Source organism: Prauserella sp. PE36 (assembly GCF_003311655.1).
In the GTDB taxonomy this organism is placed as follows: Bacteria; Actinomycetota; Actinomycetes; order Mycobacteriales; family Pseudonocardiaceae; genus Prauserella_A; species Prauserella_A endophytica.
In genome coordinates, this window is record NZ_QEQT01000063.1 from 90,074 (window position 1) to 112,920 (window position 22,847).

A 22,847-nucleotide genomic window follows, 5' to 3' on the forward strand; every position below is an offset into this window, starting at 1 on the left:
CCGTCTTGCTGTGGTTGGGTGCCGCTTGTGACGGTCCTCTTTCCGGATATGCACGGCTCGGGGGTGCCCTACGGGCGCCTGCAACCAAACCTGTGCAAAGAGCAGATCAGCATCGCTTATACCCACGCGGTTGCGACTGCCGCCCGTTGCAAGCTACAGGATGTCGAGATTGACGACCATGGTATCGACGCGGTCCTTATGCAGACCCCAGAGGACGACCTACTCGGGGATGTCAAGGTCGACGTGCAGCTCAAGTGCACGTCGGGCGACCACCTCAAAGATGACCATCTCGCGTTCCCCCTGCCTCGCCACAACTACGACAAGCTCCGGGGCGAGAAGCGCATCACTCCGGCTATCTTGATCGTGATGGTAGTTCCAGCAGCCCTCGAGGAGTGGGTGGCTCAGAACGAAGAAGCACTGACCCTGGTGAAATGCGCCTACTGGATGTCGTTGCGCGGGATGCCGTCCATTGACCAAGATAACAAGACCGTTCACTTGCCTCGACGTAACATCTTCGATGTCAAGAGCCTGTTGGCCATCATGAAACGAGTAGCGGACGGGGGCCAGCCATGAGCAGCGTCCTGGACGAGCTGCCCAGTGACCTCGCCCTATCACCCAACGCGGTGGGCACATACCTCGGAGTGAGCGGCTGGGAACTCGAGTACGCATCCGAAGCCGCCGAGTCATGGCTGCTGACCGAAGGCGGTCGCCCAAGGGCTCGGGTCCAACTCCCACTTGACCCGACTTACATCGACTACTCAAAACGCTTTGACGAAGCTCTCAGACGGTTATGTCACGTATATGATTGGGACTCTTACCAACTAGCGAACAACATACTCAGCGCCCGTTCTGATCTGCTCTATATTCGAGCTGATCAATTGATCAGACACGACAGCATTCCACTAAGGCAAGCCGAACAACTCATAAGTGGAACGATAAAACTGCTGTCTGCGGCCGCCCTGTCAGCGATTGATCCCAGGGCTTCCTACGTCGGGCGTCGACCAGATTTGGTACGAAACTTCGTTGAGGATGACGTCCGAATGGGGCACACTCAACGGGGCAGTTTCGTCATTACTGTTATAACAAGCCTCGATGACGACGAAGTCGTTCCTGCGGAGGCTTTACGAACGCTTCCCTCTTCTTATCCTGGGCAGTCCGAAGAACTGGAACCTGCCGTGCCACACGACGATGCCGCCATCACTGCGCCTACGAGCGGAGAAGTCGCTGCGGTAGACGAGCAGCCACTAATCGTTCCACCGTTCCAGCGACGAGTAACGTCGACCTTAGCGAACGCCTTAAGCGAAACTGTGCGAATCGCAGAGTCCGCGAATCCAATCGCATCTACTGAAGCAATCAGGTCAGGTGTCAGCGCGGACTTATGCGACTCCCTACTTCAGATGACAAAATACCAAGGACTGCGTGCACTCGACCTTAGCTTTAGATGGGCCCCCGCTGAAACCATAAGGCCACCTGAGGTAGATCAAGTTGTCTTCACGCGCGATTACGTTGAGCCAATTGGCGCAGTAAGCAGACGATTAAGGGAACGCAGGGATCCCGAACGATTAACAATGATTGGGCGCGTGATCAAGCTCGAACTTTCAGAGCGTAGTGATGAGCCGGATGAAGCTACAGTCACGATCAAAGGTGTCGTCGAACGAAACAATGTTAGGCAAGTCCGAGTTACACTTTCCGGAGCTGACCATGACTTGGCTATCGCCGCCTATCGCGGTCGATTTCCAATTCAAGTCACCGGCGACCTGCGCCGAACCGGCGGCGTTCTGGTACTAGAGGGTGACGTGAGTGTTCAAGCTATCCGAGACTGACACGAAGGCCGAGCTTGGTGGTCATCCCGTCGCCTGATGGCGTCTCGATCACGCCGTGTCGGGGCCGCAATCCTTGCTCGCCATCCGCCGGCCGAATTTGCCAGGCTTGCGGTTCCGGCGCGGTGTGATAGCCATCAGTCAGGCGACGGGATGACCACCAAGCGCCCACCCTGCCAACCGCACCGCAGCTACGTTCCGGGCCATCCCGGAGCCTGCCCGTCCGGCGAGGACATGTTCTTCTCCTTGTTCGACGCTCTCTGCTCCCCCGGCCTGCCTCGGCTCCGGCCGATGCGCGGGGACCGGCGCCAGCCGCACGCCCCGCGCAGGCTCGGCCGGAGCAGAAGAGCAGCAGGCCAGCGGCCCCGCAGGGGCCGCCTTGAACAAGAGAAGAAACTCTGAACACACGCTCCGCGCCGTGGACGAACCGCGCTCCTACGTGCTGGTGGCCCGGGTGTGCAGAGCGCCGCGCAGCTCGTGCATGTCGGCGATGATGGCGGCCGGGCGATGGGCCTGGAAGGTCTCGCGCTTACCTGGCTTGTTGGCGTAGCCGATCGCCGCGACGCCTGCCGCTGTGGCTGCCTGGATGTCGGATACCGAGTCGCCGACCATGACACATTGGTCCGGTTCGGTCGACTGCTGTCGCATGGCCCGGTGCAGTAGGTAGGGCTGTGGCTTGAGGTGCTCGGGGTCGGCATCGTTGCGGGCGCTGACACCCTGCACCCGGTTCCTCAACTCGTGGAGTATCAGGAACCGGCGTACCGCCTCCGTGGAGTTGTTGCTGACGATGGTGACGACGTGGCCACCATCGGCGAGGCGGTGGATCGTCTCGAACGCTCCCGGTGTGGGTGCGGCCTCGTCGACGGCGGCGCACTCCTGGCGCTGAAACTCGGCTTCGACCTCGGCCGCCAGGTCGACGTCTAGACCGGCGGCGTAGCGGAGCACGTCGAACGGGTCATGTGCCTCGGCGACTTCCTCCGGGAGTTCACCAGGCAGCAGGCGACGTAGCCGATCGGCGACGACCCGATCGGTGATCGCGCTGAAGACGCCGCACACCGGCCCATCGAAATCGAGCAGCACATGCCGCCGCTCCGCGAGGACGGACGCCACGGCGGTCATGATCGGAGCTCGCGGGCCACGGTGTTCCAGATGCTGTCGAACCACATGCGGGACTGCTTCACGTACTGCGATGCCATCGTGTCTTCGTCGGCGTCGGCCGTGTGGTGGAAGAGAATGGCGTCCTTGCCCATGAGGTCCCAGATCGCCGTTGGCTCGCCTTCGAGAGAGACGGTGTGTTCCTGCACCGGGTAGTAGCCGAAGAAGACCTCTGCGTCGTTGATGATGTAGAGCTTGAACAAGGGCACGGCGGGATAGACCCGCACCTCGGCGGATGCCTTCTCGATCAACCCCATCTCGCGCAGCTCGGTGACGGCGTCCACGATCGCCAGCGTGTGCCGCTCCATGATCTTGGTGGCCCGCTTGCGGAACGCCGGGCTGTCCTGGAGGTCGTCGACCCGGGCTGGTAGCGACCACGGGATCGCGGTGTCGGGCACGAGCAGCCGGACGGAGACCGAGTTCGGGCGCAGGCGGCCAGCGCGGATGTTGTCCAACGGCTCTGCGATCACGCCGTGCAAGGTCTCACCGGAGAAGCCCGCGAAGTCGACGGACACGTCCGGTTCTTCGAATGCCCGTTCCAGGTGGGGACGCAGGCCGACAGGGCGCTCCGTGCGCTCGCGTACGAAGACACCGCTGCCCTGGCGTGACACGACAAGCCCTTCGTCGCGGAGGAGGCGAATGGCCTGTTGCACCGTCATGCGAGCGACGCCGTACCTGTCGGCGAGCTGCGGCCCTGAGGGCAGCTTGTCCCCGGGTCCCAACTTCCGCGTGAGGATCGCCGCGCGCAAAGCGTTCGCGACCTGCTGATACGGCGGCCGGGGGTCGTCGGGATCAAGGCCGTGCATGCGCTCGCTCATGCGGAAAGGGTAGAGGCAGCCACCGACACTTCGCTAGGCAGGCTAGGCAACCACTTGACATGGCTAGCCATGCTGGCTAACTTGGAACATGGCTAGGCAAGCTAGCAAGGACGACAAGCGATCACGGAGGACGACATGAAGGACATCCCGTTCGTGAGTTCCGGTTACCGGTTCATGGTCACGGAGGCTCCGACGATGAAGATGCGGGAGAAGGGCGGGGAGATGGTGCCTGCGGCTGACCGCGAGGGCCGGGTGCCGTTCGTGGTGATGTTGTTCGCCAAGCCTCGGCCGGTGGCGGGGCAGCGCCCGGGTAAGGGCGAGGAGATCAAGGTGACGGTGGCGAGCGAGCCGGGCGAGGAGATCGAGGAAGGCTCGTACGTGGAGCTGATCAACCCGGTGTTGAACACGTGGCAGACCACGAACGACGAGGGCCGGATCACGGGCTCGGGGCTGTGGTTCAAGGCGGAGGCGGTGAAGCTCGCCGGGCAGGGCGGTCTGTCGTCCGCCGCGTAGTCCGGCTGCGGGACCGGTGGGGTGACCGGTCGCGGGTTCCCCGCCCCCGCAGATCAACACCCTGGAGCGCTGCCTTTTCGCGATTCCCCCGTCGTAGGTGGGCCGCCCGTTCGAGTCGGGCCAGCGCGCTTTCGTGTTCTTTGACAATTCCAGAGTGGGCCGATCTATGCCAAAAATTCGCGCCTTTGTGGTGGCGCGCCTTGATTCCCGGATGTATTTCTCCGGGGGTCTTGGGGTTTTACCACAAACAGTTTCGAGTGAAGGGAGTTGGCGAATGGTGGGCGAGATGGTCGCGTGGGGCGGGTTGTCGTCGTACGACCCGACCGGGCCGAAGCGGGGTGCGTGATGGACGAGCGTGTGGTGCACCTTCTGGACTTCCGCTCGTGGTGGGACGGCAGGGCCGTGATGTTGTGCGGCGCGGTGTTCGAGGCCGGGAACCACGAGGGTGTGTGGATCACCTGGGGCGAGCGAATGTGCCAGCCCTGCGAACGCGCGGAGCGGGGTGCGTGATGGCTGGTCATGTGTGTTCGGCGAATTTCTGGCTGTCCCCGACCGGAATAGCGACGTGCAATGTGTGCGGCGCGCAATGGCGAATGTAGGAGAAAAAAAGTGATGACGTACGTGTTCTTATTGGTGCTGGTGGGTTGTTTGGCGGTGGCGATGCCCTGGGCCGGGCTGCTCGCGGTCGCGCTCGGGCTCGCCGGAATTACGTGGACGAACCGGAGGGCGGCGGCATGAGCAGGCGACCGGTGCAGGTGGCCCGGCTGGTCCGCCGGTGGGCCTCGCTGCTGGAACGCGACCGGCAGACCGCGCTGGCGGAACCCACGAGTGATCTGGCGTGGCAGGCGGGGTTCTGCGAGGGCCTGCGCCACGCCCAGCACGTGATCCGGAACGGAGGCTGAGTGATGCGGGAGATTCAGGCCATCATCACCGCCGCGAACACCGAGTATCGGCGGTTCATCGCCTCCAACCCGGACACCGAAACCCGGGTCGCGGTGAGCAACGCGGTGAAGTTCCTGACCGCCGACCTTCGCTCGGCCGCCGCGCTGGTGGCCGCAACCCAGGACAGGAGCTAGCGGGATGCAGATTCCGGCATTGAACCGGCGGGCGCAGCAGAACTACGCCTCCTTCGTGGCGGCGATGGATCTGGTGGCCCAGCAGTTCGACGAGATCGACAAGTTGATCGACGCCCTGGATGAGGACGCGATGCCGGGCGGGTTCACCGTGGCCACCCCGGACGAGCTGCGCGGGTTCCGGGCGAAGGCGTTCGACGAGCTGGACCGGATGCGGGCGGTGGCCCGCAAGTACGAGGGGGAGCTGATCTCCCGCGATTGGAGGCTCTGACATGGCTCACCAGGTAGACCGGGTGCTCGACGACCTGCACTCGGCGATGACCCAGCTCAAGCGCGCCATGCACGGCATCCCCGTGCGCAAGGAGGGGTTCAAAGCCCACCACGACCGGGCCGCCCGCGCCGTCGGCCGCCTCACCGCGGAGTTGCAGGACGCCAGCGCCGCCATCCAGGACTAACCACACAGACCACGACACACGACACACGCGAGACCGGCCCCGCACCCGCTGACCTGGGTGGTGGGGCCGGTCTCGTTTTACGGGAAGGACATCTCACGTCATGAACACCCCACAGTCGAAACGCGCGATGGGCCGCGAGATCAAGGCGGCGGTGTGGACCGCCCGCCACCCCGGCGCCATCCTCACCCCCGGTGCGGCGGTGACGGCCGGGCTGGAGTTGGGCTGGACCACCACCGGCGGCATCGTCGGCGGCACGGCGGCGGCGTTGTGTGGCTGGTACCGGGCGCATCCGGACACCTTCGACGCCTACGCCGCCCCTCGGATGCGGGCCTGGCGGCGCCGCTGGTCGGTCTATCTCGGCCCCCGCTGGCACGCCGCGCTGCGGGCCTGCGACCTGTACACGATCCACCGCAAGACCGGGGAGGAACGCTTTCCCCGCATCATCCGGGTGCGCTCCTACTCGCCCACGGTGGACACGCTGTGGTTGAAGATTCCGGCCGGGCAGCATGCCCGCCAGTTCGAGGCCCGCCTCCCGGAGCTGACGGAGGCGCTGCGGGTGGAGCGGATCGCGGTGGAGCGGGTCAAACCCGGCGTCATCGGCCTGGTGATCGAACGGGCGGAGCCGTTCACCGAGACCATCGACGCCCCCGAGATGCCCTACGAGGCCGACGCGGTGGACCTCAAGAGCGTCTACGTCGGGGAGACCGAGTACGGCCACGACTGGCGGCTGCCGGTGCTCGGGCAGCACACCTTCATCGCCGGGGCCACCGGCGCCGGGAAGAACTCGATCGTCATGTCGCAGCTCCGCGCGATCGCCCCGCTGATCCGGGACGGGCTGGTGCGGTTGTGGTTGTGCGACCCCAAGCAGATGGAGTTCGCCAAGCTCGCCTCCATCGCCTACCGCTACGCGGCCACCGAAGACGAGTGCTCCGGGCTGGTCGACGAGTTCGTCGACGACCTCCGCAGCGTGCAGCGGACCTTCGCCGACAACGGCAAGCGCAAGATCACCGTGTCCCGCGAGACCCCGTTGAACCTGCTGATCGTCGACGAGATCGGGGCGCTGCTGGCCTACGGCGACGGCAGTATTGCGCGGAACCTGCGTAAGCAGCTCGCCATCGTCGGCTCACAAGGCCGGGCCACCGGCCACACCATGACCGCGCTGGTGCAGGAGCCCACCAAGGACACCGTGCCGGTGCGGGAACTGTTCACCACCCGCATCTGCCTGCGGGTCACCGCCGCCGCCCACGTGGACATGGTCCTCGGCGAGAACGCCCGGCTCCGTGGGGCGATCGCGGACGAGATCCCCAACCACGAGGGCACCGCCGGAATCGGCTACGTCATCCGCGAACGCACCCGCGTCCCCCTGCGCGTGCGGGCCGCCTACGTCAACGACACCGAGATCGACCAACTCGTCACCTTCGTCCACACCGGACGGCAGGGCAGCGGCCATTTGACGGTGGTGGCCTGATGAGCCACCGCGAAGACGCCTACGCCGAAGTGGTGCGGCTACTGGAGGCCGCCTGCGACGAGGCTGCCGTGGACTGGTGCTTCCTGGTGCGCCAGGACGTTGAACGTCGCCTCGACTGGACCGGCGACATCGGCCCGGTCGACGACCCCGAGTACGGGGCCGTCCTCGACGCCTTCGGCGTGATCTCCGAGGCCCTGGACACCGTGCGCCGCGTCGGCGCCTAACCGGAATGGAGACCTGATGTTGACCCTGGCTTTCCTGTGGACCTGGACCAAAACGACCGTGGTCGCGCTGCTGGCGGTGGTGATCGAACGCGCCACCCTCACCAGCATGTGGGCGTTCGTCCCGGTCGCCACCATCACGGTCCTGATCTACGTGGTGATCTCGGTGGGCCTGTTCCGCGAATGGCGCTCGCAGGCCACCGGGCATCACCACCAGATCACCAGCATCCGGCGGGAGCGTGTGTGATGCCCCGCCGCGACCGTGACCAGCTCGACCTGTTCGGCGGGGCCTCGGCGGCACCGCTGCCCCAGCCTGCTCGGCAGTGCCCACCGGCACGCGGCCGGAGCACCCGCAAGCCCCCGGCCAACCCACTGGTGGCCAAGGACGTGCTGGCCGAGGTGCAGCTCGGCCGGTTCGGGCTGCTCGACGACACCGACCGCGTGATGGTCTTCGACGACGAGGGCCACGTCCGGGCCGCGCTCGACGAGGACATCGTGCACCACCTGCTCGGCGGCGGCTACGTCGAACGCTGCCCACCCCGCGACACCCTCACCCGGCTACACGGCGTGGTCCGCAAACCCGTCCTGCCGCTGCGCCTGACCAAGACCGGCCGGGCGATGCTGCAGCGCTGGGCCAACCTGCACCCCCTCGGCGGGAGCTGAGCCGTGGACGACGACCTCGACGAGCTGTACGACCGGCTCGATCAGCTCGTCACCGACCTGTCCGAGCTGGCGCACCGGCGGGCACCCTGCCCGGACCATCTGCCGGAGTCCTACTGGAGCGACTACACCGCCCGCATCCGCTCGGCCGCCCACGGCGCCTACGAGCTGGTCTGGCAAGCCCGCTGCGGGCTCGCCGAGTTCGAAACCGAACACGACATCTTCATGCAACAGCACGGCATCGACTGGAGGTGACCTTCCCATGTCCACCACGGACAGTCCCACCCGCACCGGCCGCCTGGTGGACACCATCCGCATCACCGTCGCGGTGATCCTCGGCGGCATCGGCGCCGCCGCCGGATTCACCCACACCCACGAATGGGCCACCCACCACGGCCAAACCGGCTGGCTCGCCTGGGCCACCGCCATCGTCATCGAAGGCATGGTCGTGGTCGCCGGATTCGAGGTCCAACGCGACCACCGCACCGGCCACACCTCCCGCCTCTCGTTCCCGATGGTGGTGCTGGTCGCCGGGTTCGGCGTCCAGATGACCGCCCAAGTCGCCCTCGCCGAACCCAGCCCCGCCGGATGGCTCGTCGCCGCCATGCCCGCCCTCGGCTTCCTCGTCGTGGTCAAACTCCTCATGCGCCGCACCCCCACCCCGGGCACGACGGAACAGCCGGCCGAACCCCAGACCGTGACACCGGAACCACCCGCACCCGCTGCGACCGTGCCGTCCGTGCAGGTCACGCCACCCGCGCCGGGCAAGTCCCCGCGGCTACGCCTCCCGGCGCCGATGGCCGCCCGCCTCGACTCGCTCGCCGCCGACGCCGCCGAAGAGGGGCGGGAGCTGACCACCGACGACATCCGCCGCGCCGTCAAGGTCCCCGAAGAGATGGCCGCCCGCCTGCTCGCCGAGCGCGCACCCCGCAACGGACACCCCCTCACCACCTAGCAGCACCACCGCACGACACCCGCCAGAACCAGCGGGGCACGGCCAACCACCCATGGCTGCGCCCCGCCTTTTTGCTGCACCACACAGAAAGGGCACTTGTTCATGCGCACGCTGGAACAACGCCTCACCCACCGACTCCGCGCGGCCGACTACGCCGACTGGCGCGCCAAAGTCCACGCCGTCAACGGCTGCGCCCGCCCCATCCGGCTGGCCGGAGCCCACCAGCTCCACGACGCCACCACCGGGCAGGTGCTGCACCACCACGGCGGGGACATCTTCGTCCCCTGCGGCAACCGCCGTAGCGCGGTGTGCCCCGCCTGCTCCGACCGCTACGCCGCCGACGCCTTCCACCTCATCCGCGCCGGACTCATCGGCGGCACCAAAGGCGTCCCGCAGACGGTCACCGACCGGCCCCGCACGTTCGTCACCCTCACCGCCCCCTCCTTCGGCCCCGTCCACCACGCCCGCACCAGCCCACGCGGCAAACGCATCCCCTGCCGCTGTGGGGAGTTCCACCACGAAGACGACCCCCGCGTCGGCACACCCCTCGACCCCGGCGGCTACGACTACACCGGGGCGGTGCTCTGGCAAGCCCACGCCGGAATCCTCTGGCAGCGCTTCACCATGCGGCTACGCCGGGAGATCGCCAAACGCGCCGGAATCCGCGCCCGCGACTTCGGCGAGCACGCCCGGCTGTCCTACGGCAAGGTCGCCGAATACCAGCGACGCGGCCTGGTGCACTTCCACGCCGTGATCCGCCTCGACGGCCCCGACGGCGCCACCTCACCGGCCCCGCCGTGGGCGCATCCCGACCTCCTCGACGACGCCATTCTGGCGGCCGCTGGGGCGGTGGTGCTGAGCGTGGCCCGCCCGGACGGCACCCGAGACACGCTGATGTGGGGTGCCCAAGTCGACGTGCGCGCGATCCAGCCCAGCGGGGCCGACGACTTCGAGGACGAGGCCGGGCAGATCAGCGAGGCTCGGTTGGCGGCCTACATCGCCAAGTACGCCACCAAAGGCACCGGCAAAACTGAGGCCGCTGACCGGCCGATCCGCTCGCAACGCGACATCGACCACCTCAAAGTCAGCGAGCATCACCGGCGGATCATCCAGACCGCCTGGGACCTCGGCGACCTCCCGGCCTACGAAGAGCTGAACCTGCGGCGCTGGGCGCACATGCTCGCCTTCCGGGGCCACTTCCTCACCAAATCCCGCGCCTACTCCACCACCTTCAAAACCATCCGGGGCGACCGCCGCGCCTACCGGCTCGCCGAAACCCTCCACCGCCTCGGCCTCGACGACCGCGCCGACACCGTGGCCGTGGTCAACGACTGGACCTTCCACGGCGCGGGCTACCGCGACGACGCCGAACGCGAACTCGCCGCCGCCATCGCCCAACGCATCCGCGACGACCGCAAATCCAAGTACGCAAAGGAATACCACCGTGAACAGCAAACTCCTGACCATCGATGACCTCGCCGACTACCTCGGCATCCCCAAAAACACCCTCTACCAATGGCGCAGCAAGGGCTACGGCCCCACCGGCCGCCGCATCGGCAAACACGTCCGCTACCGCCCGGCCGATGTCGACGCCTGGATCGAACAACAGGGGGCCGCCTGATGGGCCGACCACCGCTGCCCCTCGGCACCTGGGGCAAGATCCGTCGCTATCAGCTCGGACCGAAGACCTGGCGTGCAATGGCGAAGTATCGCGACTACGACGGCGTGACGCGCCCCGTAGAACGCTTCGGCGAGACCGGAGCGAAGGCCGAGCGCAGGCTCATCGAGGCTCTACGAGATCGGGCACGGATGAGCGGCCACGGCGAGATCACCGCCGACACGATGATCCGCGAAGTGTGCACACTCTGGTTCGATGAAGTGAAGCGTCAGGGCAAGGCCGCTTCCACCGTCGACGCGTACGACGACGCTCTACGGCTGCATGTGATCCCCTCGGTGGGCGGCCTGCGAGTCCGCGAATTGACCGTAGGTGTGGCTGATCGCTTTCTGTCGTCCGTACGGGACAAGACCGGGCCTTCGGCGGCAAAGCACGCCAAAACCGTGCTGAGCGGTGTTATGGGACTGGCGACTCGTCACGAGGCCATCGACCACAACCCGATGCGCGACGTCTCCCCGATCACCGTGGAACGCAAGGACGCGCGGTCGCTGAGCCTGGAGGAGGTCCGAGCACTTCGGGGTGGCCTGAGGCAGGACGAGAAGGCCGTGGACCGGGACGTGCCCGCACTGGTGGACTTCATGCTCGGCACGGGCATGCGGATCGGTGAAGTGCTCGCGGTGACATGGGATGCCCTCGACCTGGAGGCGGGCACCGTGGAAATCCGGGCGACAGTCGTGCGCAAGAAGGGCGTCGGCCTGATCCTGCAGCCGAAGCCGAAGAGCCAGTCCGGCTGGCGCAAGCTTCACCTGCCGCCGTGGCTGGTGGTTCTGCTCGCGGCTCGTGAGGTCGTGGAGAACGACTGGAACGTGGTGTTCCCCTCGCAGCTCGGCAAGCTCCGCGATCGCTCGAACACGAACGCAGATCTCCGCGACGCCATGAACCCGCTCGGCTTCGACTGGGTGACGAGTCACAACTTCCGCAAGACGGCCGCCACGTTGCTCGACGACGCGGGGCTGACCGTGCGGGAGATCGCCGACCAGCTCGGGCACAAGCGGGTGAGCATGACGCAGGACACCTACTTCGGGCGCAACCAGGCCAGCCCGAAGGTCGCCAAGTTGCTCAGCGTGATCGGAGAGGATGACTCATAAGATGTGGGAAAGGTGTGGGGATGATCTTCCGACCATCACTCCACACCTTCTCTACCAGCCAAGATGCGCGCCCGAAGGGATTCGAACCCCTAACCTTCTGATCCGTAGTCAGATGCTCTATCCGTTGAGCTACGGGCGCAGTGTTCAGTTGTTCCCGACCGGGGTCGGGGTGGTGCTCGGCTAGGCCGAGCCCCGGCGGAGGCTCCGGGATTTGAACCCGGGAGGGGGGGTTACCCCCAACCGCATTAGCAGTGCGGCGCCATAGACCAGACTAGGCGAAGCCTCCCAGGTCGCGACCACTGCTGTCATAGAGTACACACGCCATCGAACCCCCGGCAAAGCACCCCCGGCCAACGCGCTGACCTGCTCAATCGCCGCTCGCGAGCGCCACGAAGGGGGCCAGGGAGTTCGGGTTCGCGAGCGCGTCGCGGCTTACTGCTCGGTCCGGGGCGACGCCCTTGAGGATCTTCTTAACCGGGACCTCGCACTTCTTGCCGTTCAACGTGCGCGGGACCTCGTCGACCACCACGAACCGGTCCGGGACGTGCCGGGGCGAGAGCTCCTTTCGCAGCTCCTTGCGCAGTGACGGCTCCACTGCCTCCAGTGTCGCCCCTTCGGAGAGGACCAGGAAGCACAGCAGCTCGCCCTCCTCGTTGGCCGACGTGTCGATGACCAGCGAGTCCTGGACCTCCTCGAAGCCCTCCACAACGCGGTAGAACTCCGCCGTGCCCATGCGCACGCCGCCCCGGTTGAGGGTCGAGTCGCTGCGGCCGTAGATGATCGCTGAGCCGCGCGGTGTGATTTTGATCCAGTCTCCGTGCCGCCACCTGCCGGGGAACTCCTCGAAGTAGGCCTCCCGCAGCCGCGTGCCGTCCGGGTCGTTCCAGAAGAACACCGGCATCGAGGGCATCGGCTTGGTGATCATCAGCTCGCCGACCTGGTCGACCACGGGCTTGCCCGCCTCGTCGTACGCCTCAACCGCTGCGCCGAGGCACCGGCACGAGAGCTCGCCCAGCCACACCGGCAGATCCGGCGACGAGCCCACGAACGCGGTGCACAGATCGGTGCCGCCCGACACCGAGCAGATCTGCACGTGCGGACCGATCGCGTCGGCGATCCAGCGGAACCCCTCGACGCTCAGCGGCGCCCCCGTCGACCCCAGCGCCCGCATCGCCGACAGATCGAACTCCTCCGACGGCTTCAGATGCGCCTTCACACAGCTCTGCACGAACGGCGCCGACGTGCCGAAGTACGTCACTCCGTGGCGCTCGGCCAGCCGCCACAGCGTCCGCAGGTCGGGATGTCCGGGGCTGCCGTCGAACAGCACGATCGTCGAGCCGACGAGCAGGCCGGAGATGAGGAAGTTCCACATCATCCAGCCGGTGGTGGTGAACCAGAAGAACCGCTCCCCCGGCCCGAGATCGCACTGCAGCGCCAACGCCTTGAGGTGCTCGACCGTGATCCCGCCGTGGCCCTGCACGATCCCCTTGGGCAGGCCCGTCGTGCCCGACGAGTACAGGACCCACAGCGGATGGTCGAACTCCACGGGCTCGTACGCGAGCTCGGCGCCCGCGTGCTCGGCGAGCAGGGCGTCCCAGCCGAGCGCGTCCGGGATCGTGCCACCGCCCTCGTAGTCGATGAGCACCGTCGCCGCGAGCCCCGGCAGCCTCCCGCGCAGCTCCTCCACGGTCGGCCGGACGTCGAACGACCTGCCGTTGTAGACGTAGCCGTTGACGGCGACCAGCACTTTCGGCTCGATCTGGGTGAACCGGTCGGCGATCGCGCGCACCCCGAAGTCCGGTGAGCACGACGACCAGGTTGCCCCGAGGCTCGCCGCGGCGAGAAAGGCCACCAGCGTCTGCGGGGAGTTCGGCGCGAGCGCCACCACGCGGTCGCCCTTGCCGACGCCCAGCGCCACGAACGCCGCCCGCGCGGCGGCCACCCTGGCACGCAGCTCGCCGTAGGTGAGGCGCTCCTCCCTGCCGTCCTCTCGCTGGAAGATCACCGCGAGGTCGCTGTCGGCCTTCTCCGCTCCGGCGACGCCTCCGGACAACGCGTGCTCCGCGTAGTTCAGCGTCGCGCCCTCGAACCACCGGCTGCCCGGCATCTCCAGTCCCGACAGCACCGCGCCGGGCTGCTCGTGCCAGCGCACCCCGAGGTAGTCGGCCACGGCGGACCAGAAGTCACCGAGCGAGCCCGTCGAGAACTCCCAGAGCTCCTGGTAGTTTCTGGTGGTCACGCCGCGCTCGGTGCTCAGCCACCGGCGGAAGTCCTCGATCCTGGTTTCGGCGATGTGCTCGGGAGAGGGCCGCCACAACACCTCTCCGACCTCGGCGTCAGCACTCATACGCCGCACTTTAGGCCAGATCCGAGGCCATTTCCTGTGCCATCGTCAGCAACCGCGCTGGGTCGACCGGAGTCACCGTGACCCAGTCGCCGCGCCTGCGCAGCGCATACCGGCCCTGCTCCGTGTCGACCCAGTTGACCGTGCTCGGAGCCCGTCCCCGCGCCCGCGTGCTCGCGCCGAACCGCCCGGAACCGGACCGCCCCGTGACGGCCCGCAGGAGTGTGTTGGCCTCCACGGGGCGCACGCCCGCGTCGCGCAACACGTCCAGGAACCCGGCCGAGCCCTCGTGCTCGGCCACCCGGCAGGCCCTGCGGTAGTCGGCGAACCGGATGTTGCCGGGGCTGCCGGTGCCGGCCTGCAGCGGGGAGACCGCCGTCAGCATCGTCTCCACCAGCGCCGTCCTGCGCACCGGGCCGAGCCTCACCTCCGCGTCGGCGACTCCGGCGGTCACGTCGCCGTACGCGCCGGCGGCGCCCACCCCACGGAACACCGGCCCGTCACCGGTCAACTCCAGGTCGAGCGACAGCTCGGGCGCGGCCAGCGCACGCAGCAGGTCGGCCAGGTCAGGGGCGGGCCGGGCGACGGTGCCGAGCCCCCGCTCGGCCAGCGCCCGGTCGGCGATCGCGACCAGCTCGGCGCGGGCCGCCGCCGTGCGCCCCACGTGCGGGATCGCGAGCACGGCGGGCAGCTCACCGAGCCCCAGCTCGGTCCAGACCAGGTACAGCTCACCGGGGTGCAGGCTGATCCAGCCGGTGCTCTCGTCGCGCACTCACCAGCCTCCGCGCGGACCATCGCCGAGCACCGGCGGAACCACTGGCACCTGCGGCCCCCACAGGTCGTCCTCCTCCTGCAGGTACGAGGGCGACTTGCGCTCGACATCGTCGTCCCCGCCGGGGCGCGCACCGGCGGCGGCACCCATCGGCACCGCGCCGGGCGCCGCTCCGCCGCGTGGGGCCGCCGACGCCGCGGCTGGAGGCGCTGCCTGACCGCTGTGCGCCGCGGCTCCCGCGCGCGGTCCGGCTCCTTGCTGCTCGCCGCCGCCGCTCTGCTGCCCCGGCGCCATCGGCGTCGGCGGCGTCGTGGGGCCGCCACCCGGTGAACCCGGCGCGGCCGTGCCGCCCGCGCCGGACGCACCCGGGGTGGCGGAGCTCGCCGTCGTGCCCTCGTCCGGCGTCGGGTCCGGCGTCGGCTCCTGGTCCTGGTGAGGGGGCGGCGGGTCGGGTTCCCTCAGGATCGACGAACCCGGGTCCGGGCTCTGGAAAGCGGGCACGCGCCCGTACAGCTCGTTGGAGTCGCGCTGGTACTGCTCCATCACCTCGGCGGCCTGCTGGTGCAGCTGCCGCGACTCCTCACGATCCGGCGCCGGGTCGGCGACCAGGTCGGGCGCGGTGCGCCAGTATTCCTGCGGCACCTGCGGGGTGGGCAGGAGGATCTCGAACCGTGGCGGCTCCGGCATGTTGCGCTTGGCTGCCGCGGCCAGCGCGGCCTGCTCGCTCACGCAGCCGGAAACGACCGCGCTGCCCGCCGCCGACTCCTCCGTCCAGCCGGCGAGCTGCTCGACCTTGCCCCTCGCCTCCTCGGCCGCTGCCCCCTGCCAACCGTCGGCGGCCTCCCGCAGCGCCTTTCGCAGCTCCTGCCCGACCTCGTCCAGCTCCCCGCCGAGCCGCGACCACTGCGCCGCGACCTCGGTGGCCCCCTCCAGGTCGAGCCCCGTGGTGGCCATGTCGTACAGCTCGCGGTGTGAGTAGGTCCGCCAGTTCACGTGCTGGCCGAGGTCGCCGGGTTCGGGCTCGGGCTCCGGCCGCGGCCACGGGTAGGGCAGGCAATGCACCGGTCCACGCTCCATCAGTCCACCTCCCCGATGCGCGCGAGTTGCTCGCTCGCGTCGGTGTCGGCCTCGGCGATCAGGCCGGCCGCCCGCCGCACGATCTCGTCCAGCTTCTCCAGCTGGAGCGCGAACTCCTCGAGCACGGGGATCGCGGCGTCGGCCCCGCCGGACGCGGCGCCACGCAGCCGCTCGCCCATCGTGCGGCCGACGAAGTTGTCCCCGAACCGCAGCGGCTGGTCGATGCGGTCGCCGCAGTCGGCGATCAGCGTGTGCACCCTGGACTGCACGGCGTTGATCGAGGCCAGCAAGCGGTGCGCCGCGTCGGGATCGAGCTTGAGGTCACCGGTCCGCACCTGGTCGCGGACGGTCTCGAGGTCCTCGGCGACCGGGGCCAGCGCTGCGGCGGCGCCCGACGCGAACGCGGCGCCCGGCGCCAGCACGGGAACGGATTCGGCGGAAGGATCGGTCACGGCGGCACCCCCAGAGACTCGTGCACGCAGCACTCTACTTCGCAAAGACGGCGCCGACGACCGTTTCGTTCCCGCGCGTACCTGTTCAGCGCAGGTACGCGTCGAACCAGTCGAGCGTGCGGTGCCACGCCTCGGCCGCGGCGGCCGGGTCGGCGTCGAAGCGGTGGCTGGCACCCGGATAGCGGACGACGTTGGTGGCCACCTTCGAAGCGGACGCCGCCTCCTGCAGCCGCTCGACCGCGAGCTCGCCCGCCACATCGCCGTCGTCGCCGTACATGCCGAGCCACGGGCTGGTGAGCCTGCCCGCGATCTCCACCAGCTGGGGCAGCTCGTCGGATGCCGGAGCGTTGACGGCGTGCCCGCCGACGCTCACCGCGGCGCCCAGCTTGCGGCTGGCGGCCACCACCAGCGCGGCCGTGCCGCCCGTGTCGAACCCGACGACGCCGATCAGGTCGGCCCGCACGCCCCGCTCCACGAGCCACGCGAGCGTGACATCGGTGGCCGCGAGCACGTCCTGGCCGGTCAGCGGCGCGCCGTCGGCCACGATGTGGGGAGCGACGGCCAGCCAGCCTTCCCCGGCGAGCCCCGAGAGGAGAAGCCGCACCGTGTCGGTGACGCCCTCCGCCTCGTGCAGCACGACGAGACCACCTCGCAGGGCACCATCCGGTTCCGCGAAGGTGAGCCTCGCGGTGCGGCCGTCCTCGTGCCGGTAGTCCTCGGTGTACGTCTGCGTCATGTACCCACTCAACCACCGATAGTGGTGCCCCAGTCAACGTGAGCTGGCAGATATGCGGCGAGATAGGTTGAACGGCGAAACTCTTTCGACCCCCGAGGAGCGCATCCGATGTCCTCCGCAATTCCGACGAGGGCCGACCTGGCCGCGTTGCCCGCGTACGTGCCCGGCCGCACGGTGCCCGGCGCGATCAAGCTGGCCAGCAACGAGGTGCCCGGCGGCCCGCTGCCCAGCGTGGCCGAGGCGATCGCCCACGCGACAGCCCAGGTGAACCGCTATCCCGACATGGGCGCGCAGGCCCTGACCGAGCGGCTCGCGAGCGAGCTGGACATGCCCTTCGAGCGGATCGCCGTCGGCTGCGGCTCGGTGTCGCTGTGCCAGCAGCTCGTGCAGGGGATGTGCGAGCCGGGTGACGAGGTGCTCTTCGCGTGGCGCTCGTTCGAGGCGTACCCGATCGTCACGCAGGTGGGCAACGCGAAGCCGCTGACGGTGCCGCTGGACTCGGCGCACACCCACGACCTCGACGCCATGGTCGCCGCGATCACGCCGAGGACGCGCGTGGTGTTCGTGTGCAACCCCAACAACCCCACGGGCACGGCGGTGCGCCGCGACGCACTCGTGCGCTTCCTCGACCAGGTGCCCTCCGACGTCCTCGTGGTGCTCGACGAGGCGTACCGCGAGTTCGTCACCGACCGCGACGTGCCGGACGGGCTGGAGTTCGTGCGCACGCGGCCGAACGTGACCGTGCTGCGGACGTTCTCCAAGGCCTACGGGCTCGCGGGCCTGCGCGTCGGCTACGCGGTGGGCCCCGAGGAGGTGATCACCGCGCTGCGCAAGGTCTATGTGGCCTTCAGCGTCAACACCCTCGCCCAGACCGCCGCGATCGCCTCACTCGACGCGAAGGACGAGCTGCTCGCGCGGTGCGCGGACGTGGTGCGTGAGCGCTCGCGGGTGCGCGACGAGCTGCGCGCGGCGGGCTACGACGTTCCCGAGACGCACGCGAACTTCGTGTGGCTGCCGCTCGGCGAGCGCACCGTCGAGTTCGCCGAGCACGCGCTGGAGCACAAGGTCGTGGTGCGGCCGTTCGCGGGCGACGGCGTGCGCGTGACGATCGGCACCGCCGAGGAGAACGACGTGTTCCTCGACGCGGCGAGGTCGTTCACTCGCTGACAGCGGACAGCTGCCGGGTGCGAGGGCCTGCAATCAGGCGGGTGTGCGCGTGGCGTCGTCGTCGGTGGGAGCGGCGCCGCGGCCGGTGAGCGCCGTGCCGACAGCGCCCATGTCGATCACCGCGACCGGTCACTCGACAGTGACGCTCTTCGCCAGGTTCCGCGGCTTGTCGATGTCGCGGCCCAGGGCCGTCGCGAGGTGGTAGGCGAGCAGCTGCAACGGGATGCCGAACAGGATCGGGTCCAGTTCGGGCTCGGTGCGCGGCACCCGCAGCTCCGCGTCGGCGAGCCCCTCCGGCAGCTGTGCGTTGGTCACCGCGATCACCGGGCCGCCGCGCGCCTTGATCTGCTCCATCGTGCCGATGTTCTTCACCAGCAGCTCGTCGTCCGGAACGATCACCACCGATGGCATGGAGGGGTCGATGAGCGCGATCGGCCCGTGCTTGAGCTCACCCGCCTGGTACGCCTCGGCGTGGACGTAGGAGATCTCCTTGAGCTTCTGCGCGCCCTCCCTCGCCACGGGCCAGCCCCGCACTCGGCCGACGAAGAACATGTGCCGGGCGTCGGCGAACTTGCGGGCGACCTCGGCGATGGGCTCGTCCTGGGTGCGCACGACCTCCTCGATGTGGTCGGGCAGCGCGTCGAGGCCCTCGACGATGCGGCGCCCGTCGGCGACGGAGAGGTCACGCACCCGGCCCAGCAACAGGGCGAGCATCGCGAACGTCGTGCTCATGTTCGTGACGGCCTTGGTGGAGGCCACCGACACCTCGGGGCCGGCGTGCAGGAACACGCCGCTGCCGCACTCGCGGGCGATCGCGCTCGCCACGGCGTTCACCGCGCCGATCACGCGCCCGCCCTTGCGGGACAGTTCCTGCACGGCGGCGAGCGTGTCGGCGGTCTCGCCGGACTGGCTCACGGCGACGTACAGCGTCTCGGGGTCGACCACCGGGTTGCGGTAGCGGAACTCCGAGGCGGGCTCGGCGTCGGCGGGGAGCCGCGCCAGCTCCTCGACGAGGTTGGCGCCGATCTGGCCCGCGTAGTAGGCCGAGCCGCAGCCGAGGAACTTCACCCGCCGGATCGAGCGCAGCTCCCTCGGGTCGAGCCGGAGACCGCCGAGCCGCGCGGTGGAGAACCGCTCGTCGAGCCTGCCGCGCAGGGCGCGCCGCACGGCCTCTGGCTGCTCGCCGATCTCCTTGCGCATGTAGTCGGCGTAGCCGTCGAGCTGGTAGTCCTCATCGGACAGCTCAACCTCGGTCGGGGTCTTGTCGGTGCGCTTGGCCTGCAGGGTGCTGGTGCGGTAGTCGCCCGCCTTGAGTGTGGCCAGCTCACCGTCGTCGAGGTAGACCACGCGCTGCGTGTGCCGGACGAGCGCGGCGAGGTCGGAGGCGACGTACATCTCCCCGTCTCCGATGCCGAGCACGATGGGGCTGCCGTTGCGGGCGACCACGAGCTCGCCGGGATTCTTGACGTCGAGCACCACGATTCCGTATGCACCCTCCACCTGGTGCAGGGCGCGGCGCACGGCGTCCTCGAGCGTCTCGGCGCCGTCCCGCAGCCGCGCCGCGATCAGGTGGGCGAGCGCCTCGGTGTCGGTGTCGGAGGCGAACTCGACGCCGCTCGCGATGAGCTTCGCGCGCAGCTGCTCGGCGTTCTCGATGATCCCGTTGTGCACCACGGCGATGCGGCCTTGCGCGTCGAGGTGCGGGTGCGCGTTGACGTCGGTCGGCTCGCCGTGCGTGGCCCAGCGCGTGTGCGCGATGCCCACCGGCGCCGGGTTGTCCTCACCCACGAGCGTGCGCAGCTCACCGACTCGCACGGCGGCCTTGGTCACCTTGAGCCTGCCCCGGTGGGCCAGCGCGACACCGGCCGAGTCGTAGCCCCGGTACTCCAGCCGCTGCAGGCCTTCCAGCAGGATCGGCGCGGCCTCCCGCTTGCCGACGTAGCCGACGATTCCACACATGGGTGTCTCCTACCCGTAGACGATGCGCCGCAGCTGGCGTTCCGAGAGCGGGCCCGCCGCGACCGGTCTGTTCGCCAGCTCGGCCTGGAGCAGTGCCCAGATCTGCGCGTTGCGCCACCCGCGGTTCTTCAGTTCGCGATGCCGCCGCCGCACCAGCTCCTCGGTGGTCTCGCCGAAAAAGGCGAGCACGTCGGCGACGACCCTGGCCGCGGTCTCTGAGGAGAGCCCCGTGGAGGCCGCGACGTGCCGCACCAGTTCCGAGGGCGGCGACTGGTCCATGCGCCAGAGCCTGCCCGCGCCGAACGACTACTTCAAGTTTTCTGCCCGATATCGGGCAAGCTCACACCTGGCGGAGCACCAGCTGGATGACCGCGGCGATGCCGACGACCACGATCACGCCCCGCAGCACCGTCGGCGGCAACCTGCGCCCGACCAGCGCGCCGAGCCACCCGCCGAGGATCGAGCCACCCGCCAGCAGCGCGACGACCGGCCAGCTGATCGGCGCCACGAAGGCGTAAATCGTCCCCGCCACCACGTTCACCACGGCGGCGAGCACGTTCTTGATCCCGTTGAGCCGCTGGATGGGCTCGGACATGAGCATGCCCATGATGGCCATGAGCATCACGCCCTGGGCCGCGGTGAAGTACCCGCCGTAGACGCCGACCAGGAAGATCAGCGTGAGCAGCAGCACCGTGCCCTGCTTCGCAGGCTCGTCGCCGTCCTTCCCGCCCTTGCGCTCCGCCCTGGTCTCCCGCCGTCGCAGCACCCACGTCGACACGCGCGGCTGGATGATCACCAGCACCACCGCGAGCCCCACGAGCACGGGCACCACCGTCTCGAAGGCGTCCGGCGGCAGGGAGAGCAGCAGCACGGTGCCGCCGACCGCGCCGAGGGCCGACGCGGGCACGAAGGTCAGCAGCCGCCTGAACTGGCCACGCAGCTCCTTCCGGTAGCCGATCGCACCGGTGATCGTGCCGGGTACGAGCCCGATCGCGTTCGACGTCGTCGCCGTGACAGGCGGGTATCCGAACGCGACGAGCACCGGGAACGTCACGAGCGTCCCGGACCCGACCACCGTGTTGATCATTCCCGCCCACACGCCCGCGAGAGCGATGAGAACGGCGTGCCACCAGATCACGGACGGACCATAAGCGGCGGTTATTTCGGCCGCCGCGCGAGGAGGCGTATACAGTGTTCAGCCTCACGCTCGACCTTCCCAGGTGGGACGTTTCACCCCCGGGATACCGGGAATCCCCCGCCGGACACGTTGCGAGGGAGGTACGAGTGGACACGACGAGGTTGCGCGAGCTGGTCACGACCGACGGCCCGTTCGCCTCGGTCTACTTCGATGACACGCACGACACCGCCGACGCCGAGAAGCTGCTGGAGCTGCGCTGGCGCGAGCTGCGCGAGCGGCTCGAGGGGCAGGGCGCCGAGCGGCCCACGCTCGACGCGATGGAGTCAGCCGTGCGGGAGGCCGCGCCGCCGGTCGGCCGCAGCGGCAGGGCGCTCGTCGCCGTCGGCGACCGCGTGCTGGTGGACCAGGAGCTCGACGAGCCGCCCGCCCAGCCCATCGCCCGGCTCTCCGGCCTGCCCTACGTGCTGCCGCTGGCCGAGTTCGGCGAGCGCCCGCCCGCCCACGTCGTGGCGGTGGTCGACCACGTCGGCGCTGACGTCACCGCGGTCGATGCGGACGGCAACGTCGTCGATGAGCAGACCGTCGAGGGTTCGGAGCACCCCGTGCACAAGGTGCGGGGCGGCGGTTCGGCCCACCGGGACCTCCAGTCGCGCGCCGAGGAGACGGCCCGGCACAACATCAACCGGGTCGCGGAGCACGTGGCCACGACGGCGCGCCGGGTCGGCGCCGCGCTGGTGGTGCTGGCCGGGGAGTCGCAGGCCCGCAAGGAGCTGCACGACGCGCTGCCCGAGCAGGTGCGGCGCGTGGCGACCGAACTCCAGACCGGCGCGCGCCACCAGGGCGGAGGCAACGAAGAGCTGCGCGAGCAGATCCAGCAGCTGCTCGCCAAGACCAAGCAGGCGCGCCGCGACGAGGTGGTGGAACGGTTCCGTGCCGCGCTCGGCAAGCGTGACGGACTCGCCGTGCAGGGCCTGCAGGCCACCACCACGGCGCTGCGGGAGGCCAACGTCGAGACGCTGCTCGTCGCCGATCCCGGAGACGCCGAGGTGCTCACCGGCGAGGAGCCGACGCTGGTCGCGGTGCAGAAGGAGGAGCTCGAGGCACACGGAACGCGGTCGGTCAGCAGGCGGCGGGCCGACGAGGCGCTGGCAGTGGCCGCCATCGCCGGGGCCGCCGAAATCATCTGCACCGGTGACACGCTGGAGCTGATGGACGGCGTCGGCGCGATCCTCCGGCACGACTGAATGCGCGGCTACGCCGCATCAAGACGAGGTATGCGCAGGGTGGCTACTGTAGGCGAG

General features: G+C 68.9%; 30 protein-coding genes and 2 tRNA genes. 20 read left to right on the forward strand and 12 right to left on the reverse strand.

The window, feature by feature from the left end; translation table 11 throughout:
* The first annotated feature begins 18 nt into the window (after positions 1-18).
* A complete protein-coding gene (locus DI005_RS16140) occupies positions 19-573 on the forward strand; it encodes a DUF4365 domain-containing protein (RefSeq protein ID WP_147263851.1) in 555 nt (184 codons plus the stop codon).
* Positions 570-1,823, forward strand: coding sequence for a hypothetical protein (locus DI005_RS37955; RefSeq protein WP_147263852.1), 1,254 nt, complete (start codon positions 570-572; stop codon positions 1,821-1,823). Before DI005_RS16140 ends, DI005_RS37955 begins: the two co-directional genes overlap by 4 nt.
* A 432-nt stretch (positions 1,824-2,255) precedes the next feature.
* Here the strand turns inward: DI005_RS37955 and DI005_RS16145 are convergent, their stop codons facing one another.
* Positions 2,256-2,939 (reverse strand): HAD family hydrolase, encoded by a 684-nt coding sequence (locus DI005_RS16145; protein WP_113642684.1) that lies wholly within the window; start codon positions 2,937-2,939, stop codon positions 2,256-2,258.
* Complete coding sequence (locus DI005_RS16150) at positions 2,936-3,793, reverse strand: GntR family transcriptional regulator (protein WP_233520160.1); 858 nt, start codon at positions 3,791-3,793, stop codon at positions 2,936-2,938. The genes DI005_RS16145 and DI005_RS16150 overlap by 4 nt, the downstream gene beginning before the upstream one ends.
* 135 nt (positions 3,794-3,928) lie before the next feature.
* Here DI005_RS16150 and DI005_RS16155 point away from each other — a divergent pair, with 135 nt between their 5' ends.
* The 16 genes from DI005_RS16155 (at position 3,929) to xerC (ending at position 11,901) form a co-directional block, all read left to right on the forward strand.
* The gene (locus tag DI005_RS16155) at positions 3,929-4,306 is read left to right on the forward strand and encodes a hypothetical protein (protein WP_113642685.1); all 378 of its coding nucleotides are present in this window, start codon (positions 3,929-3,931) and stop codon (positions 4,304-4,306) included.
* 345 nt (positions 4,307-4,651) lie between these two features.
* Positions 4,652-4,816, forward strand: a complete 165-nt coding sequence (locus tag DI005_RS38205; protein ID WP_158559816.1) for a hypothetical protein — start codon at positions 4,652-4,654, stop codon at positions 4,814-4,816.
* Between the two features lie 102 nt (positions 4,817-4,918).
* The gene (locus DI005_RS39465) at positions 4,919-5,044 is read left to right on the forward strand and encodes a hypothetical protein (RefSeq protein ID WP_255565707.1); all 126 of its coding nucleotides are present in this window, start codon (positions 4,919-4,921) and stop codon (positions 5,042-5,044) included.
* Positions 5,041-5,208 (forward strand): hypothetical protein, encoded by a 168-nt coding sequence (locus DI005_RS38210; protein ID WP_158303284.1) that lies wholly within the window; start codon positions 5,041-5,043, stop codon positions 5,206-5,208. Before DI005_RS39465 ends, DI005_RS38210 begins: the two co-directional genes overlap by 4 nt.
* A 3-nt stretch (positions 5,209-5,211) precedes the next feature.
* Positions 5,212-5,382 (forward strand): hypothetical protein, encoded by a 171-nt coding sequence (locus tag DI005_RS38215; RefSeq protein WP_158559817.1) that lies wholly within the window; start codon positions 5,212-5,214, stop codon positions 5,380-5,382.
* A 4-nt stretch (positions 5,383-5,386) separates the two neighbouring features.
* Complete coding sequence (locus DI005_RS16160; protein WP_113642686.1) at positions 5,387-5,650, forward strand: hypothetical protein; 264 nt, start codon at positions 5,387-5,389, stop codon at positions 5,648-5,650.
* A 1-nt stretch (position 5,651) separates the two neighbouring features.
* Positions 5,652-5,834: a hypothetical protein gene (locus tag DI005_RS16165; RefSeq protein ID WP_113642687.1), complete on the forward strand. Its 183-nt coding sequence runs from the start codon at positions 5,652-5,654 to the stop codon at positions 5,832-5,834.
* A 100-nt stretch (positions 5,835-5,934) separates the two neighbouring features.
* Positions 5,935-7,302 carry an FtsK/SpoIIIE domain-containing protein gene (locus tag DI005_RS16170; protein ID WP_113642688.1) on the forward strand — a complete coding sequence of 456 codons (1,368 nt, stop codon included), beginning with the start codon at positions 5,935-5,937 and terminating at the stop codon, positions 7,300-7,302.
* Positions 7,302-7,526: a hypothetical protein gene (locus DI005_RS16175; protein ID WP_113642689.1), complete on the forward strand. Its 225-nt coding sequence runs from the start codon at positions 7,302-7,304 to the stop codon at positions 7,524-7,526. Before DI005_RS16170 ends, DI005_RS16175 begins: the two co-directional genes overlap by 1 nt.
* A gap of 16 nt (positions 7,527-7,542) precedes the next feature.
* Complete coding sequence (locus tag DI005_RS16180; protein ID WP_113642690.1) at positions 7,543-7,770, forward strand: hypothetical protein; 228 nt, start codon at positions 7,543-7,545, stop codon at positions 7,768-7,770.
* The gene (locus DI005_RS16185) at positions 7,770-8,186 is read left to right on the forward strand and encodes a hypothetical protein (protein WP_113642691.1); all 417 of its coding nucleotides are present in this window, start codon (positions 7,770-7,772) and stop codon (positions 8,184-8,186) included. Before DI005_RS16180 ends, DI005_RS16185 begins: the two co-directional genes overlap by 1 nt.
* Before the next feature lie 3 nt (positions 8,187-8,189).
* Complete coding sequence (locus DI005_RS16190; RefSeq protein WP_113642692.1) at positions 8,190-8,438, forward strand: hypothetical protein; 249 nt, start codon at positions 8,190-8,192, stop codon at positions 8,436-8,438.
* 7 nt (positions 8,439-8,445) lie between these two features.
* Complete coding sequence (locus tag DI005_RS16195) at positions 8,446-9,138, forward strand: DUF2637 domain-containing protein (RefSeq protein ID WP_113642693.1); 693 nt, start codon at positions 8,446-8,448, stop codon at positions 9,136-9,138.
* A gap of 102 nt (positions 9,139-9,240) precedes the next feature.
* The gene (locus DI005_RS16200) at positions 9,241-10,611 is read left to right on the forward strand and encodes a replication initiator (protein ID WP_113642781.1); all 1,371 of its coding nucleotides are present in this window, start codon (positions 9,241-9,243) and stop codon (positions 10,609-10,611) included.
* Positions 10,583-10,759, forward strand: a complete 177-nt coding sequence (locus DI005_RS16205; protein WP_113642694.1) for an AlpA family transcriptional regulator — start codon at positions 10,583-10,585, stop codon at positions 10,757-10,759. Before DI005_RS16200 ends, DI005_RS16205 begins: the two co-directional genes overlap by 29 nt.
* Entirely contained in the window at positions 10,759-11,901 is a 1,143-nt protein-coding gene (gene xerC / locus DI005_RS16210; RefSeq protein WP_113642695.1) for a tyrosine recombinase XerC, read from the forward strand. Before DI005_RS16205 ends, xerC begins: the two co-directional genes overlap by 1 nt.
* Positions 11,902-11,967: 66 nt before the next feature.
* Here the strand turns inward: xerC and DI005_RS16215 are convergent.
* The 7 genes from DI005_RS16215 to DI005_RS16245 all read right to left on the reverse strand — a co-directional run bounded on the left by DI005_RS16215 (position 11,968) and on the right by DI005_RS16245 (position 17,282).
* A tRNA-Arg gene (locus DI005_RS16215) sits at positions 11,968-12,040 on the reverse strand.
* Positions 12,041-12,097: 57 nt separating this feature from the next.
* Positions 12,098-12,187, reverse strand: a tRNA-Ser gene (locus DI005_RS16220).
* An 81-nt stretch (positions 12,188-12,268) separates the two neighbouring features.
* A complete protein-coding gene (locus DI005_RS16225) occupies positions 12,269-14,248 on the reverse strand; it encodes an acetoacetate--CoA ligase (protein ID WP_113642696.1) in 1,980 nt (659 codons plus the stop codon).
* Positions 14,249-14,258: 10 nt separating this feature from the next.
* Positions 14,259-15,017, reverse strand: a complete 759-nt coding sequence (locus DI005_RS16230) for an ESX secretion-associated protein EspG (protein ID WP_112266223.1) — start codon at positions 15,015-15,017, stop codon at positions 14,259-14,261.
* Complete coding sequence (locus tag DI005_RS16235) at positions 15,018-16,094, reverse strand: PPE domain-containing protein (RefSeq protein WP_113642697.1); 1,077 nt, start codon at positions 16,092-16,094, stop codon at positions 15,018-15,020. It lies immediately after the preceding gene.
* The gene (locus DI005_RS16240) at positions 16,094-16,546 is read right to left on the reverse strand and encodes a hypothetical protein (RefSeq protein WP_113642698.1); all 453 of its coding nucleotides are present in this window, start codon (positions 16,544-16,546) and stop codon (positions 16,094-16,096) included. Before DI005_RS16240 ends, DI005_RS16235 begins: the two co-directional genes overlap by 1 nt.
* A gap of 85 nt (positions 16,547-16,631) precedes the next feature.
* On the reverse strand, positions 16,632-17,282 hold the full coding sequence (locus tag DI005_RS16245) for a dienelactone hydrolase family protein (protein WP_112266217.1): 651 nt from the start codon (positions 17,280-17,282) through the stop codon (positions 16,632-16,634).
* Between the two features lie 108 nt (positions 17,283-17,390).
* On the opposite strand from DI005_RS16245, the gene hisC reads away from it, so the two are divergent.
* Positions 17,391-18,449 (forward strand): histidinol-phosphate transaminase, encoded by a 1,059-nt coding sequence (gene hisC / locus DI005_RS16250; RefSeq protein ID WP_112266215.1) that lies wholly within the window; start codon positions 17,391-17,393, stop codon positions 18,447-18,449.
* A 129-nt stretch (positions 18,450-18,578) separates the two neighbouring features.
* Here hisC and glmS read toward each other — a convergent pair whose 3' ends face one another.
* The 3 genes from glmS to DI005_RS16265 all read right to left on the reverse strand — a co-directional run bounded on the left by glmS (position 18,579) and on the right by DI005_RS16265 (position 21,546).
* Positions 18,579-20,408 (reverse strand): glutamine--fructose-6-phosphate transaminase (isomerizing), encoded by a 1,830-nt coding sequence (glmS, locus tag DI005_RS16255; protein ID WP_113642699.1) that lies wholly within the window; start codon positions 20,406-20,408, stop codon positions 18,579-18,581.
* Positions 20,409-20,417: 9 nt separating this feature from the next.
* Positions 20,418-20,687 carry a hypothetical protein gene (locus DI005_RS16260; protein WP_112266211.1) on the reverse strand — a complete coding sequence of 90 codons (270 nt, stop codon included), beginning with the start codon at positions 20,685-20,687 and terminating at the stop codon, positions 20,418-20,420.
* Between the two features lie 61 nt (positions 20,688-20,748).
* Entirely contained in the window at positions 20,749-21,546 is a 798-nt protein-coding gene (locus DI005_RS16265; protein ID WP_112266209.1) for a sulfite exporter TauE/SafE family protein, read from the reverse strand.
* A gap of 146 nt (positions 21,547-21,692) precedes the next feature.
* On the opposite strand from DI005_RS16265, the gene DI005_RS16270 reads away from it, so the two are divergent.
* Positions 21,693-22,790 carry a Vms1/Ankzf1 family peptidyl-tRNA hydrolase gene (locus DI005_RS16270; RefSeq protein ID WP_113642700.1) on the forward strand — a complete coding sequence of 366 codons (1,098 nt, stop codon included), beginning with the start codon at positions 21,693-21,695 and terminating at the stop codon, positions 22,788-22,790.
* The last annotated feature ends 57 nt before the right edge of the window (positions 22,791-22,847 follow it).